This window comes from Streptomyces sp. NPDC090445 (assembly GCF_044769385.1).
Taxonomy (GTDB): domain Bacteria; phylum Actinomycetota; class Actinomycetes; order Streptomycetales; family Streptomycetaceae; genus Streptomyces.
On sequence record NZ_JBIVXV010000003.1, the window covers coordinates 356,381 to 370,044 of the forward strand.

At 72.7% G+C, this 13,664-nt stretch carries 14 protein-coding genes; 8 read left to right on the plus strand and 6 right to left on the minus strand.

The genetic code is table 11. The annotated features are described in order from the left end of the window. The first annotated feature begins 112 nt into the window (after positions 1-112). Positions 113-838 (plus strand): class I SAM-dependent methyltransferase, encoded by a 726-nt coding sequence (locus ACIQUT_RS09735; protein WP_403561235.1) that lies wholly within the window; start codon positions 113-115, stop codon positions 836-838. Positions 839-973: 135 nt separating this feature from the next. Here ACIQUT_RS09735 and ACIQUT_RS09740 read toward each other — a convergent pair whose 3' ends face one another. Next, on the minus strand, positions 974-1,885 hold the full coding sequence (locus ACIQUT_RS09740) for an alpha/beta hydrolase fold domain-containing protein (RefSeq protein ID WP_403561236.1): 912 nt from the start codon (positions 1,883-1,885) through the stop codon (positions 974-976). Positions 1,886-2,111: 226 nt separating this feature from the next. Here ACIQUT_RS09740 and tdh point away from each other — a divergent pair, with 226 nt between their 5' ends. From tdh to ACIQUT_RS09755, 3 genes are all read left to right on the plus strand, one after another. Further along, on the plus strand, positions 2,112-3,140 hold the full coding sequence (tdh, locus tag ACIQUT_RS09745) for an L-threonine 3-dehydrogenase (RefSeq protein ID WP_403561670.1): 1,029 nt from the start codon (positions 2,112-2,114) through the stop codon (positions 3,138-3,140). A 168-nt stretch (positions 3,141-3,308) separates the two neighbouring features. Beyond that, a complete protein-coding gene (locus tag ACIQUT_RS09750; RefSeq protein WP_403561238.1) occupies positions 3,309-4,517 on the plus strand; it encodes a glycine C-acetyltransferase in 1,209 nt (402 codons plus the stop codon). A gap of 35 nt (positions 4,518-4,552) precedes the next feature. Then, positions 4,553-5,467: a LysR substrate-binding domain-containing protein gene (locus tag ACIQUT_RS09755; RefSeq protein WP_403561240.1), complete on the plus strand. Its 915-nt coding sequence runs from the start codon at positions 4,553-4,555 to the stop codon at positions 5,465-5,467. 167 nt (positions 5,468-5,634) lie between these two features. Here ACIQUT_RS09755 and ACIQUT_RS09760 read toward each other — a convergent pair whose 3' ends face one another. Further along, entirely contained in the window at positions 5,635-6,414 is a 780-nt protein-coding gene (locus tag ACIQUT_RS09760) for a DeoR/GlpR family DNA-binding transcription regulator (protein ID WP_403561241.1), read from the minus strand. Positions 6,415-6,629: 215 nt separating this feature from the next. On the opposite strand from ACIQUT_RS09760, the gene ACIQUT_RS09765 reads away from it, so the two are divergent. Both ACIQUT_RS09765 and ACIQUT_RS09770 read left to right on the plus strand, forming a co-directional pair. Then, positions 6,630-7,541, plus strand: coding sequence for an SIS domain-containing protein (locus ACIQUT_RS09765; RefSeq protein WP_403561243.1), 912 nt, complete (start codon positions 6,630-6,632; stop codon positions 7,539-7,541). After that, a complete protein-coding gene (locus ACIQUT_RS09770; RefSeq protein ID WP_403561244.1) occupies positions 7,538-8,383 on the plus strand; it encodes a ketose-bisphosphate aldolase in 846 nt (281 codons plus the stop codon). Before ACIQUT_RS09765 ends, ACIQUT_RS09770 begins: the two co-directional genes overlap by 4 nt. A gap of 79 nt (positions 8,384-8,462) precedes the next feature. Here ACIQUT_RS09770 and ACIQUT_RS09775 read toward each other — a convergent pair whose 3' ends face one another. Next, complete coding sequence (locus tag ACIQUT_RS09775) at positions 8,463-9,281, minus strand: hypothetical protein (RefSeq protein WP_403561246.1); 819 nt, start codon at positions 9,279-9,281, stop codon at positions 8,463-8,465. Positions 9,282-9,375: 94 nt separating this feature from the next. Next, positions 9,376-9,873 (minus strand): hypothetical protein, encoded by a 498-nt coding sequence (locus ACIQUT_RS09780; RefSeq protein WP_403561248.1) that lies wholly within the window; start codon positions 9,871-9,873, stop codon positions 9,376-9,378. Positions 9,874-9,997: 124 nt separating this feature from the next. Here ACIQUT_RS09780 and ACIQUT_RS09785 point away from each other — a divergent pair, with 124 nt between their 5' ends. Continuing rightward, the gene (locus ACIQUT_RS09785; protein WP_403561250.1) at positions 9,998-11,188 is read left to right on the plus strand and encodes an acyl-CoA dehydrogenase family protein; all 1,191 of its coding nucleotides are present in this window, start codon (positions 9,998-10,000) and stop codon (positions 11,186-11,188) included. 140 nt (positions 11,189-11,328) lie between these two features. On the opposite strand, the gene ACIQUT_RS09790 is transcribed toward ACIQUT_RS09785, so the two are convergent. Continuing rightward, positions 11,329-11,868, minus strand: a complete 540-nt coding sequence (locus ACIQUT_RS09790; RefSeq protein ID WP_403561252.1) for a type IV pilus twitching motility protein PilT — start codon at positions 11,866-11,868, stop codon at positions 11,329-11,331. 319 nt (positions 11,869-12,187) lie between these two features. Further along, positions 12,188-12,817, minus strand: a complete 630-nt coding sequence (locus ACIQUT_RS09795) for a winged helix-turn-helix transcriptional regulator (protein ID WP_403561254.1) — start codon at positions 12,815-12,817, stop codon at positions 12,188-12,190. 81 nt (positions 12,818-12,898) lie between these two features. Between ACIQUT_RS09795 and ACIQUT_RS09800 the strand changes: the two genes are divergently transcribed. Further along, positions 12,899-13,651 carry an MBL fold metallo-hydrolase gene (locus ACIQUT_RS09800; protein WP_403561256.1) on the plus strand — a complete coding sequence of 251 codons (753 nt, stop codon included), beginning with the start codon at positions 12,899-12,901 and terminating at the stop codon, positions 13,649-13,651. The last annotated feature ends 13 nt before the right edge of the window (positions 13,652-13,664 follow it).

A 13,664-nucleotide genomic window follows, 5' to 3' on the forward strand; every position in this document is an offset into this window, starting at 1 on the left:
ACTGACCCGAACGCCGACCCGTCCGGGGGAGAGGCCCGCGTCCGGGCAGGCGCCCGCCGCGCCCCGGGGAACGATACGCACGCGCGTCCCACCCGGCCCCGGAAGGCAGACCATGCGGTTCCAGTACGACACCATCGGCGAACGCTTCGTGGAGTCCAAGACCACGGCGGCGTTCTCGGCGGCCGACACCCACACCCTGCTCGGGGCGCTCGACGCGCTCGGCGGGGTCCACGGACTCGACACCCTCGACCTGGCCTGCGGCTACGGCCACAACACCCGGCTGCTGGCCCGCGGCGGCGCCCGCCGCACCGTCGGCGTCGACATCTCCGAGGAAATGATCCGCCTGGCCCGCACCCACGACACCGCCGCCATCGAGTACGTCGTCGCCAACGCCGCCGAACTGCCGCAGATGGGCCCCTTCGACCTCGCCACCGCCGTGCACCTGTTCAACCACGCGCCCGACCGGTACTCGCTGCACGCCATGTTCCGCTCCATCCGCACCAACCTGCGCGAAGGCGGCCGCCTGCTGGCCATCGTCCTCAACGCCGGCGCGTACCCGCACGTCGACTGGTCGCCGTACGGCGTCCGGATCGTCGGGCGCCTACCGGAGGGCGACGCACCGCTGCTGAAGGCACAGCTCCTCACCGAACCCGCGATCGACTTCGACTACCGGGAATGGGCGCACTCCGACTTCGCGGAAGCGGCCGTCGAGGCGGGCTTCAGCACCGTCGCCTGGCAGCCCAACCGCACCCCGCCCGCGGACGCCGCGCGCGACGAGGCCTACTGGACCGGATACCGGGCCTGGCCCATCAGCTCCCTGATGACCTGCACGGCCTGACATGAAACGGTCTGACGCGAGGCGGCCTGACATGAAACGGTCCGACGCGAGGCGGCCTGACGCGAAACGGTCCGACGCGAGGCGACCCGACGCGAAACGGTCCGACGCGAGGCGGTCCGACGCGGGCGCCGGAGGTCACTCCTCCGTCGCCGCCGCCCTGATCAGCTCCACGATCCGGTCCCGGGCGGCCCGCCCCTCCGGCACGGGGAGCAGCGGGTACACGTGCGGCAGCCCCGGCTCCTCGTGGAACTCCACCTCCGCGCCCGCGTCCCGTGCCCGGCGCAGCAGCTCCCTGCTGTCGGGACTCAGGACGTCCCGGGTGCCCGTGAACACCGTCAGCGGCGCGAGCCCCCCGAACGAGCCCCGCAGCGGGCTCACCCGCGGGTCGTCCGCCGCCAGGGTGCCCGCGTACAGCCGGCCGGCCTCCAGCAGGCCCGGCCGTGCCAGCACCGGGTCGTCGGCCTCCAGGGCCGCCTGGTCCGGGTGGCTCATGGTCAGGTCCAGCCAGGGCGAGATCAGCACGATCCGGGACGGCTGGGCCCCCGTACGGTCGCGCAGCCGCTGCGCGGCGGCCAGCGCCAGCCCGGCGCCGGCGGAATCCCCGATGAGCACCGTGCCGCCGTCGCCGCCGCTCTCGATCAGGCCGCTGAGGAGGTCCGCGGCCACCGGGACCGTCCGGTCCGCGGTGCCCCGCGGCGCGAGTATGTACGCCGGCACGACCACCCGGGCCTGCGCCTGCGTCACCAGCGTCCGGATCATCGCCCAGTGCGGCCGGACCAGCTCGTGGATGTAGCCGCCACCGTGCACGTACAGCACCCGTGCCGTCGGCTCCGCCCCGCGCGGCGACACGTCGTACACCGGCCACGCCCCCACGAAGGTGCGCGACACCTCCGCGACGCGCCCCAGCGACCGCGGCGGCAGGTGCGACGCCGGCCGGCGGGCCGACTCGGCCACCCGCGCGTGCACCGCCTCCGCGCTCGCGAACCGTCTTCGCCGCCCCGCCGCGATCAGCGCGACCGACAGCGCCCTGCTGCGCAGACTCGGCACGCTCGGCACCTCCCCGTTCCCTGCCCCGACTGACGGCCCATGCCCAGGCCACAGCCCTGTACGGAAGGAGCATAGGCGTGAAGCCCGGCTCGTGAAGCTGGGCTGTCGGCCCGCTTAAGAAATCCTCGATGGACCGATCACCGCCCGGTCGGCAGATTGGTCCCATCAACTCGCCGCACCAGTCACTGTGGTTGCGGTGTCCTCTGCACATGCCTGGAGCCACACCATGAAGGCGCTCGTCAAGCACAAAGCCGAACCCGGTCTGTGGCTGATGGACGTACCGGAGCCGGAGTACGGTGCCGGCGACGTGCTGATCAAGGTGCTGCGCACCGGCATCTGCGGCACCGACCTGCACATCCGCTCCTGGGACGGCTGGGCGCAGGGCGCCGTCAAGACCCCGCTCGTCCTCGGCCACGAGTTCGTGGGCGAGGTCGCCGCGGTCGGCGGCGACGTCCAGGACATCGAGATCGGCGCGCTCGTCAGCGGCGAGGGCCACCTCGTCTGCGGCAAGTGCCGCAACTGCCTGGCCGGCCGCCGCCACCTGTGCCGCAGCACCGTCGGCCTCGGCGTCGGGCGCGACGGCGCCTTCGCCGAGTACGTCGTCCTGCCCGCGCAGAACGTGTGGGTGCACCGCACCACCGTGGACCTGGACGTCGCTGCGATCTTCGACCCGTTCGGCAACGCCGTCCACACCGCCCTGTCCTTCCCCCTGGTCGGCGAGGACGTCCTGATCACGGGCGCGGGCCCGATCGGCATCATGGCGGCGGCCGTCGCCCGGCACGCCGGCGCGCGCAACGTCGTCATCACCGACGTCAGCCCGGAGCGCCTGGAGATCGCCCGCAAGGCGGGCGCCACCCTCGCGCTCGACGTCTCGAACGCGACGATCGCCGACGCGCAGGCCCGGCTGGGGCTGCGCGAGGGCTTCGACGTCGGCCTGGAGATGTCCGGCCGCCCCGAGGCGATGCGCGACATGATCGACAACATGACGCACGGCGGCAAGATCGCCATGCTCGGCCTGCCCGCGCAGGAGTTCCCGGTCGACTGGGCGAAGGTCGTCACCTCGATGATCACGATCAAGGGCATCTACGGCCGCGAGATGTTCGAGACCTGGTACGCGATGACGGTGCTGCTGGAGGGCGGGCTCGACCTCAGCCCGGTCATCACCGGCCGCTACTCGCACCGCGACTTCGAGGCCGCCTTCGACGAGGCGGCCACGGCCCGCAGCGGCAAGATCATCCTGGACTGGACGGCGTAACGGACCGGACGGGTCGTCCGGGCCGTCCGGGCGAGCGCCTCACCCCGTAGTCCCCGCCCCGCAGACCACCACCCTCCGGCCGGGCCCCGCCCACCCTCCCCCCTCCGCGGGGCCCGGCCCCCTTCTTCGTCTCCCTCCGCCGCGCGAGGAGAAAGAGAGCACCGCAGCATGTTCGAGACCGTCCGCGACGACCTTCGCGCCACCCTCGACGAGATCCGCTCCGCCGGCCTTCACAAGCCCGAGCGCGTCATCGGCACCCCGCAGAGCGCGGCCGTCGCCGTGACCGCCGGCGGCACCCCCGGCGAGGTCCTCAACTTCTGCGCCAACAACTACCTCGGCCTCGCCGACCACCCCGAGGTCATCGCCGCCGCCAAGGACGCCCTCGACCGCTGGGGCTACGGCATGGCCTCCGTCCGCTTCATCTGCGGCACGCAGGAGGTGCACAAGGAGCTGGAGGCGCGCCTGTCCTCCTTCCTCGGCCAGGAGGACACGATCCTCTACTCCTCCTGCTTCGACGCCAACGGCGGCGTCTTCGAAACCATCCTCGGCGCCGAGGACGCGGTCATCTCCGACGCCCTCAACCACGCCTCGATCATCGACGGCATCCGCCTCTCCAAGGCCCGCCGCTTCCGCTACGCCAACCGCGACATGGCCGAGCTGGAAGCGCGCCTGAAGGAGGCCACCGAGGGCGGCGCCCGCCGCAAGCTGATCGTCACCGACGGCGTCTTCTCCATGGACGGCTACGTCGCCCCCCTGACCGAGATCTGCGACCTCGCCGACCGCTACGACGCCATGGTCATGGTCGACGACTCCCACGCCGTCGGCTTCGTCGGCCCCGGCGGCCGCGGCACCCCCGAGCTCCACGGCGTCATGGACCGCGTCGACATCATCACCGGCACCCTCGGCAAGGCCCTCGGCGGCGCGTCCGGCGGCTACGTCGCCGCCCGCGCCGAGATCGTCGAGCTGCTGCGCCAGCGTTCGCGCCCGTACCTCTTCTCGAACTCCCTCGCCCCGGTCATCGCGGCCGCCTCCCTCAAGGTCCTCGACCTGCTGGAGTCGGCGGGCGACCTGCGCGAGCGCCTCGCCGCCAACACCGCCCTCTTCCGCACGAAGATGACCGAGGCCGGCTTCGAGATCCTCCCCGGCGACCACGCCATCGCCCCCGTGATGATCGGCGACGCCGCCGAGGCGGGCCGCATGGCCGAGCTGCTCCTCGAACGCGGCGTGTACGTGATCGGCTTCTCGTACCCGGTCGTGCCCATGGGCGCGGCCCGGATCCGCGTACAGCTCTCGGCCGCGCACTCCACGGCCGACGTCGAACGCGCCGTCGCCGCCTTCGTCGACGCTCGCGCGGCGCTCACCGCCGACCAGGGCTGACATCACGCGCTGACCAGGGCTGACATCATGGAGGGGTGATCGACCCCCGCCGGCTGCGCATCCTGCGAGCCGTGGCGGACCACCGAACGGTGACCGCCGCGGCCGCAGCCCTGTACCTCACCCCCTCCGCCGTCTCCCAGCAGCTCGCGGCGCTGGAACAGGAGACCGGGCACACACTCCTCACCCGCAGCGGGCGCGGCGTCCGGCTGACCGCCGCCGGCGAGATCCTGCTCGGGCACGCCCACGAGGTCCTGGCCCAGCTGGAGCGCGCCGAAGCCGAACTCGCCGCCTACGCCGGAGGGACCGCCGGCGAGGTCACCGTCGCCGCCTTCGCGACGGGCATCGCCGAAGTGCTCGCCCCCGCGATCGCCGGCCTCGCCCGCGAGCACCCGGGCATCCGGCTGCGGGTCCGGGACGCGGAGGGCGACGAAAGCCTGCCCATGCTCCTCGACGGCGAAGCCGATCTCGCGCTGGCCGTCGAGTACCGGGGCGCCCCGGGCGCCGACGACGGCCGCCTGTCCGTCCTGCCGCTGTACGCCGAACCCTTCGACGCGGTACTCCCTTCAGGGCACCCCCTGGCCGACCTGCCCGAGGTGGCCCTGGCCGACCTCTCCGGCTCGGACTGGGTGGGGCAGTACCCCGGGAACCCCTGCCACGACGTGACCCTGCTGGCGTGCGAGCTGGCCGGGTTCCAGCCCCGGTTCCGGCACTCGTCCGACGACTTCCGGGCCGTCACGGCGCTGGTGGGCGCGGGCGTGGGGGTGGCCCTGGTCCCGCGTTCGGCGCTGCGGGGCATGGACCTCAAGGAAGTCCAGGTCCGCCCGGTCGCCGGCCCGGCGGCAACCCGCCGCGTCTTCGCCGCAACCCGCCGCGGCGCCGAATCCCACCCCCTGATCGCCCCGGTCCTGGCGGCGCTGTCCCGGGAGGCGGAGCGATTGCCGGCGCATTAGGGGCCGACGGGTGGTGGCGGGGCGGCGGGCGGTATGCGGGGAGCGGGGAGCGGGCAGCGGGATGCCCAGCCGCACGAAGCCCCGTTCCCGCCCCTGTTCCCGTTCCCGTTTCCGTTTCCGCCCCGTCCCCGCGCTCGCGCTCGCCTCCGCCCTCGCCTCCAGCCCCCTCACACCCGTACCACCCCCACCCCCGCCGCCTCGAAGGCTTGCGCCTCCGTGTCCGGGAGGCCTGTGTCCGTGACCAGGGTGTGGACCGATTCCGGTGGGCAGATGCGGGCGAAGGCGCGGGTTCCGAGTTTGCTGGAGTCGGCCGCGACGATCACGCGGCGGGCGCGCTCGCACAGGAGGCGGTTCATCGCGGCCTCGTCCTCGTGCCGGGTCGCCGCGCCGTCGGCCGGGTCGAAGGCGTCGACACCGACGATCGCGGTGTCCACCGTGAGCTGGCCCAGTACCTGCTGGGCCAGCGGGCCGGTCAGCTCGTACGACTGGGAGCGGGCGACCCCGCCCGTCAGGACGATTTTGAACTGCGGTCTGATGACGAGCTCTCCCGCGATGTTGAGGGCGTTGGTCACCACCGTCAGCGCCGGCGAGCCCGACGCCAGGTCCGGGCGGCCCGCCAGGGCCCGGGCCACCTCCGTGGTCGTGGTGCCGCCGGTCAGGCCGATGACCTCGCCCGGTGTGACCAGGGCGGCCACCGCCTCGCTGATGCGGTGTTTCTCGGCGGCCCGGCGGGAGGTGCGGTAGCGCAGCGGGAGTTCGTACGAGACCCCGTGTACGACCGCCCCTCCGCGGGTCCGGACCAGCAGTTGCTGTTCGGCCAGTCGGTCGAGGTCGCGGCGGATCGTCGCAGCGGAGACGCCGAGGGCTTCCGCCGTCGGCTCGACCTCGACCTCGCCCCGCTCCACGAGCAGGTCCAGCAGTGTCTGCCAGCGCTCCTTACGGGTCATGGCCCCCATGGCGTACGCCCCTCCGCTCTCCCCGTGCCGGCAGCCGTTCCTCAGCCGTTCCTCAGCCGTATCGGACAGCTCCGTACCTCTCCCTTCCCCCGACACTAGCCCACGCGATCACCCCGGAGATGCTTGAAGTTGCGCGAAAGTGCCCGATACCTTGCAGCAAACCGCAATGAAGCGAGCGAGTGCACAAGCCGGGCCAGGGAGCCGTCATGAGCCAGAGCCACGTCGCGTACGAGTTGGGCACACAGCCCGAGTGCTGGGAGCGGGCAGCCGAACTGGCCCCGGCCCGGGGGGCGGTGCTTCCGCGGCCGGGGGAGCGTACGGCGATCGTCGGGTGCGGGACCTCGTACTACATGGCGCAGGCGGCCGCCGTGCTGCGCGAGGAGGCCGGCGCGGGGGAGACGGACGCGTTTCCCGCCTCGGAGTTCCCCTTGCACCGCCGCTACGACAGGGTCGTCGCCCTGACCCGGTCCGGCACGACCACCGAGGTGCTGGACCTGCTGGCCGGGCTGCGGGACGCCGGTGTGCCGACGACCGCGGTGGTCGGGGATCCGGCGACTCCGGTGATGGGGCTCGCCGACGAGCTGGTGGTCCTGGACTTCGCGGACGAGCAGTCCGTCGTGCAGACCCGCTTCGCGACGACCGCCCTGACCCTCCTCCGCGCCCACGTCGGCCGACACACCCCCGCAGCGGTGGCCGACGCGCGGACCGCCCTGGCCGAGCCGCTGCCCGAACACCTCCCGAACGAACGCCAGTTCACCTTCCTCGGCCGCGGCTGGACCGTGGGCCTGGCACACGAGGCGGCGCTCAAGATGCGCGAGGCGTCGCTGTCCTGGGCCGAGTCCTACCCGGCGATGGAGTACCGGCACGGCCCCATCAGCATCGCCGGCCCGGGCACCGTCACCTGGTGCCTGGGCGAGGCCCCCGACGGGCTCCCCGAGCAGGTGCGCGCAGCCGGGGGCGAGTGGGTGGCGGGCGGGCGGCTCGACCCGCTCGCCGAGCTGGTACGGGTCCACCGGCTGGCCCTCGCCGCCGCCGCCCACCGGGAGCTGGATCCGGACCGGCCGAGGAACCTCACCCGTTCGGTGATCCTCACCGCGGGCGAGGGGGCGGTCCGATGAGCCTGGCCGCCGCCGGTGGGCTCGTCGTGGAGGCTGCCTCCGCCGGGCGGGCCGTCGCCGCGTTCAACATCATCACGCTGGAGCACGCCGAGGCCGTCGTCGCCGGCGCGGAGCAGGCGGGCGTGCCCGTCATCCTCCAGCTGAGCGAGAACGCGGTGAAGTTCCGCGGCGGGGCGCTGCTGCCGATCTCGCGTGCCGCCGCCGCGTGCGCGGAGGCCGCCGCGGTCCCGGTCGGCCTGCACCTCGACCACGTCAAGAGCCCCGACCTGCTCCGGCAGGCCGTGGACGCCGGCTTCAGCTCGGTGATGTTCGACGCCGCGCAGCTGCCGTACGCCGCGAACCTGGAGGCGACCCGCTCGGCCGCCGACTGGGCGCACGCCAACGGGCTCTGGGTGGAGGCCGAGTTGGGGGAGGTGGGCGGGAAGAACGGTGAGGCGCCGCTCGATCCGCACGCCCCCGGGGCCCGTACCGATCCGGACGAGGCCCGCCGGTTCGTGGCCGACTCCGGGGTGGACGCCCTCGCGGTGGCGGTCGGCAGCACCCATGCGATGACCAGCCGCACCGCCGCCCTGGACCACGGGCTGCTCGCCCGGCTGGCCAAGGCGGTGGGCGTGCCGCTGGTGCTGCACGGCTCCTCGGGGCTGCCGGACACGGAGCTCGCGGCCGCCGTGGCGGGCGGCATCCGCAAGGTCAACATCGGTACGGCGCTGAACCTGGCCATGACCGAGGCCATCCGCGCCCACCTCACCCCGGCGGACCCGCGCCCGTACCTGACGGCGGCCCGTACGGCGATGGCGGCGACGGCGACGGCAATGATCGGCGCGTTGACGCTGACACGCTGACACGCTGACACGCTGACACGCTGACACGGTGAGGCGCTGAGGTGCTGAAGCGCGGACGAGGATCAGCCACCCGCGCCGCTCAGCGTGGTACCAGCCGGGCCTGGTGGCAGGTGATGCCGTGCCAGCGGGCCCGGTCCGGGGTGGCGCCCGGGGCCAGGGTCCGCCGGGCTTCGACGGCCGTGACGTGGCGGTCGTCGGTGAGGCACATGACGAGGAACAGTGCGGTCTGGTCCGGCTCGACGCTCTCGAGGTAGTACCAGTCGGCCCGGACGGACCGGTTGCCGGCGAGGAACGGGCGCTGGAGGAAGTCCTGTACGTCCAGCGGGAAGTGGCCGAGGACGTCCTGGGCTTCGGCGGGGTCCAGGCGGAGCCGTTCCACCCGTGCCCCGGGCCGGCCGGGTGCGGCGGGACTCCCCGCCGCTGCGGCTGCTGCCGTCCCCCCGCCGAAGGGCCGGCTCCGCAGCGTCCCGGGCTCCAGCCGGACTCGCTCGCCCCGGAAGTCCCGGGCCCGCCCCGCGGCCGGTGTCGGCTGGACCCGGCAGAGCCCGCGGTCGCCCAGCACCACCGCGAAGGGGTCGCCGTCCTCGGTGAGGTGGGCCCACCACAGCAGGACCGTGCCGGCCTTCTCCAGGGTCTTGCCCCGGACGTCGGCCGGCAGCCGCTCCCAGCAGACCTCCCGGTCGGGCAGGTCCGGGGCGACGGGCAGCGGCCCGGGCTCGTGGATCTGGGTCAGTCCTTCGGGCTGCTCGGCCCGGGCGGCGGCCCGGGCGGCGGCCCGGCCGTCCTGCGGCCGTTGTCCGGGCAGCCGGTCCGCACCCCGCGGCTCCGGCATCCGGTCCCGCGCGGCGAACTCGCGCCGCCACGCCTCGTCCCTGCCCGTGTCATCGCCCCTGTCCATCCCCATCCCCCTGCCCATCCCCATGCCCTGAGCCCTCCGGATGTGCGCCCCGACCCGACCGACCTGTCATTGTCGGCCAGGGCGGTCCTGCCTGTCAGGCGTTCAGCGCGGCGAGCACGGCCTGGGCGAAGGCGACCAGGGGCTCGGGGCAGTCCGGCTGGATCTCGCCGAGGTGCACGTGTGCACCTCCGAAGGGGTTGGAGTAGAGCGGCTCCCCGTCGGGGGAGGTGCCCACGCGGTCCTGCCGGGCATTGAAGAAGGCCTCCACCATGAAGTACAGCTCGTGGCCGTATCCGACCGTGGCCTGCACTTGCGCGTAGCCGTCGCTCCACAGGAGGAAGTCCGGTTCCCCGGCCCACCGTTCGATGGTGTCGAGGATGCCCTGGGCGAACTCCCGTACGTCTTCCTCGCGGGCGATCCCGGCCAGCTGCGGTACGGCGGCCACCGGACTGCCGATCTCGTAGAGCCAGGCGCCGTCGGCCGTGCGCCGCCGCAGCCTGAACGGGACCTCCTTGGTCTCGTCGTAATAGCCCCGCAGCCCGTCGAACTCGACCGCGATCTCGCTGTCCGCGATCACCTTCTGTGCGTCCATGGCCAGACCCTAGGGCACGGGCCCTTCCGGATTCTTGAAACAGGTTCTACTCTGCCCCCGCCGGTCGGCCCGCCGCCCGGCCGGCCGTGCCGCACCACCCGACAGCAGAACACCCGGAGGGGCCGTGCACCTCGAATACACGCCTGAGCAGCAGCAGTTGCGCAGCGAGCTGCGCGCCTACTTCGCCGAGCTGGTCCCGCAGGACGTCCACGGCCGCTACGCGGACCCCGCCGCCCAGAAGCGCTTCTACCGGCAGACCATCCGCCGGCTCGGGGCGGACGGCTGGCTCGGGGTGGGCTGGCCCGAGGAGTACGGCGGGCGCGGCATGTCGGCCATGGACCAGTTCATCTTCTTCGACGAGGCCGCGCAGGCCGTCGTCCCGCTGCCGCTGATGGCCCTCAACACGGTCGGGCCCACGCTCATGCAGTTCGGCACCGACGAGCAGAAGGCGTACTTCCTGCCCAGGATCCTCTCCGGCGAGATCGACTTCGCCATCGGCTACAGCGAGCCGGACGCCGGCACCGACCTCGCCGCCCTCAAGTGCCGGGCCGTCCGCGAGGGCGACGAGGAGACCGGCACCTACGTCGTCAACGGCCAGAAGATCTGGACCACCAACGGGGACACCGCCGACTGGGTGTGGCTCGCCGTCCGCACCGACCCGGACGCCCCCGCGCACAAGGGCATCACCATGCTCCTCGTGCCGACGGACGACCCCGGCTACTCGTGCACGCTCATCAACACCCTCGCCTCCCACGACACCACGGCCAGCCACTACGAGAACATCCGCGTCCCGGCCGGCCGCCGCGTCGGGCAGGAGAACAAGGGCTGGCGCCTGATCACCAACCAGCTCAACCACGAACGGGTCACCCTCGCCGCCCACGGCACCATGGCGATCCGGGCGCTGCACGACGTCCAGCGCTGGGCGGCCGCGACCAAACTCGCGGACGGGCGCCGGGTCATCGACCTCTCCTGGGTCCGCGGCCGCCTCGCCCGCACCCACGCCCGGCTCGACGCGATGAAGCTGCTGAACTGGCAGATGGTGAGCGCGGTCCAGAACGGCACCCTCACCCCGCAGGACGCCTCCGCCGTCAAGGTGTACGGCTCCGAGGCGCGCCGGGACGCGTACGCCTGGCTGATGGAGGTGGTCGCCGCGGCCGGCCCCCTCAAGGACGGCTCGGCGGGCGCCGTCCTGCACGGCGAACTGGAACGCGGCTACCGCAGCGCGGTCATCTTCACCTTCGGCGGCGGCAACAACGAGATCCAGCGCGAGATCATCTCCTGGATCGGCCTGGGCATGCCCCGCGTCCGCCGCTGACCCGCTGTGACTCCCGGCGATAGTTGGCACTTAACAAGTGTTGTTGTCAATGGACATGCGTGCGAACGCGCGTTGGGCGGTACGGGCTGTCCGGGAGGGACCCTGGTGGCTGCCCCTTCGAGACGCTGTCCGTAGGGCGGTCAGGGATGGCCGACCGGGACACGGGGCGGCTGGATGTCCTGCGGGTGGGCCGTGTGGAGCACGGCCTCCTCGTAGGCGATGGTGCCTGCCGCGACGAGGGCGTTGATGCCGGTCTCGAGTGTCTGCATGCCGTCGCGGTGGCCGGTCGCGATCATGTTGCGGAGCTGGCGGGTCTTGCCCTCGCGGATCAGGTTGCGGATGGCCGAGGTGCCCACCAGTACCTCGAAGGCGGCCACCCGGCCCCCGCCGGTCCGGGGGATGAGTGTCTGGTTGAGGACGCCGACCAGGGTGTGCGCCAGTTGCAGCCGGATCTGGGGCTGTTGCTCGGCCGGGAACACGTCGACGATGCGGTCCAGCGTCTGCGACGTGTCGTTGGTGTGGAGGGTGGCGAACACCAGGTGCCCGGTCTCGGCGATGGTCAGGGCCGCGGCGATGCTCTCCGGGTCGCGCATCTCGCCGAGGAGGAGGACGCCGGGATCCTCGCGCAGGGCCGAGCGGCCGCCCGGCGGGCGGACGGTGCGCCTGCTCCCTGTGTCCACCCACGCGCGGCATCCGCCGTCCAAGATTGCGAACATAGCTGCTGGCGCGTGCACCCCGCCGGGAAACATGGTGATCAGCACCGGGTGGCGGGACATGGACGCGGCGTGCGAAGCCCGGGCAGCCACCGCGCCGCCCGGGCCGCGGACGGGCGTCTGGGCTGTCCTCCCGCCGTGGCCCCGTTCCGCTCTCCAGGCGAGCCACCGCGACGGGGGCATCAGCGGCAGGTCCTCCCCTCCAACGCTCTCGGAAACGACCGTTTTTGAGACCGGCGCAGACTCGGTAGAGCTTGAGATCGCGGGCCCGCGAGCGGCCGGTCGATCAGCGGGGCAGGATGCGCATTACTGCCTCGCGTTCGCCGCTGAGCCGCAGGCCTTGCTGTACTGCGGCGCTCAGATCGAGGTCGCCGAGCAGGGTGGCGGCCAGCAGGTGCGGCGGTCCGGTCAGTGACGCGGTGGGGTGGTCGACCCGGCCGGCGTGTGTGTGTACCGAGCCGTCCTTGACTTCGATGACCAGGTCTTCGTTGCCGTCGGCGTGCAGTTGCAGGGCGATTGCCGGCTGGTCGGGGCGGTGGTCGGTCAGTGCCCGGGCGGGCATGTCCAGCCAGTGGGTGCGGAAGGTGTCGTTGCCGCCCGGCTCACGCAACAGCGGCACGCCCCACCGGCTCAGTTCCTGCAGCACCGGCTCGAGCTCGCGGCCACGCTCGGTGAGGGAGAACAGGGTGGTGGCCACCGGCGGCGGGGCGGTCTCGCGGTGGATCAGGCCGGCTTCCTCGAGTGCGCGGAGCCGGTCGACCAGCAGGTTGCTGGCGATCCCGGGCAGCCCGTTGCGCAGGTCGGTGTGCCGGCAAGGACCCAGGGCGAGCAGTTCGCGGACGATCAGCAGGGTCCATCGGTCGCCGACGGTGTCCAGTGCTTTCGCGATGCCGCAGTACTGCCCGTAGGTGCGCATGCCACCACCCTACATCGTGGTGTTGAGATTCAAAACTCTCTTGTTGACTTTCTCAACAACGTCGGTCTAGCGTCGCTGCCCATGACCCCCACCCTTTCCGTGCGTCGGCTGGCCTGGGCCGGCGTCGAGATCCGTCTCGGCGACACCCGCCTGCTGATCGACCCGCTCGAGAACGTCGCTCCGCTGGCGCCGGTGATGGGGCCGCCGCACCGGCCGGTCGACCCGGTCGATACCCCGCCCGGCACCCACGCCCTCATCACCCACCTGCACCCCGACCACTACGACCACGACCTGATCGCCCGGATCGCGGCCACCGGCACGATCGGCTGCCACACTCCCAGCGCGGCGGCGCTGCACGAGGCGGGCATCACCCCCGTCGCCCAGGACCTGGGCCAGTCACGCCGCATCGGAGAGCTGACCGTCACCCCGGTGACCTCGCTGGACTGGCGCGGCAACGACTGTGACCAGGTCGCCTGGGTCGTCGAAGGCGCCGGCCGGCGGGTCATCCACTGCGGCGACACCCAGTGGCACGGCAGCTGGTGGCAGATCGCCCGCGACCACGGCCCGTTCGACGTCGCGTTCGTCCCGGTCAACGGCGTCATCGCCCACTTCGAGGGCTACGCGGCCAACGTCCCGGCGACCATGACCCCCGAGCAGGGCGTCGAGGCCGCCGTCGCACTCGGCGCCGGCACCGTCTGCGCCATGCACTACGGCCTGTTCCACAACCCGCCGTTCTACACCGAACAACCCGACATCGAGCAGCGCTTCCAGCACGCCGCCGACGAGCGCGGCATCACCGCGGCCATCATCGCCGACGGCCAGCCCGTCCTCTGACCATCAGAAACAA

Coding starts and splice junctions, on each gene's coding strand:
- ACIQUT_RS09735 (WP_403561235.1), top strand. CDS start 113: ATGCGGTTCCAGTACGACACCATCGGCGAACGCTTCGTGGAGTCCAAG.
- tdh (WP_403561670.1), top strand. CDS start 2,112: ATGAAGGCGCTCGTCAAGCACAAAGCCGAACCCGGTCTGTGGCTGATG.
- ACIQUT_RS09750 (WP_403561238.1), top strand. CDS start 3,309: ATGTTCGAGACCGTCCGCGACGACCTTCGCGCCACCCTCGACGAGATC.
- ACIQUT_RS09760 (WP_403561241.1), bottom strand. CDS start 6,414: ATGACCCGTAAGGAGCGCTGGCAGACACTGCTGGACCTGCTCGTGGAG.
- ACIQUT_RS09765 (WP_403561243.1), top strand. CDS start 6,630: ATGAGCCAGAGCCACGTCGCGTACGAGTTGGGCACACAGCCCGAGTGC.
- ACIQUT_RS09770 (WP_403561244.1), top strand. CDS start 7,538: ATGAGCCTGGCCGCCGCCGGTGGGCTCGTCGTGGAGGCTGCCTCCGCC.
- ACIQUT_RS09775 (WP_403561246.1), bottom strand. CDS start 9,281: ATGGACAGGGGCGATGACACGGGCAGGGACGAGGCGTGGCGGCGCGAG.
- ACIQUT_RS09780 (WP_403561248.1), bottom strand. CDS start 9,873: ATGGACGCACAGAAGGTGATCGCGGACAGCGAGATCGCGGTCGAGTTC.
- ACIQUT_RS09795 (WP_403561254.1), bottom strand. CDS start 12,817: ATGCGCACCTACGGGCAGTACTGCGGCATCGCGAAAGCACTGGACACC.
- ACIQUT_RS09800 (WP_403561256.1), top strand. CDS start 12,899: ATGACCCCCACCCTTTCCGTGCGTCGGCTGGCCTGGGCCGGCGTCGAG.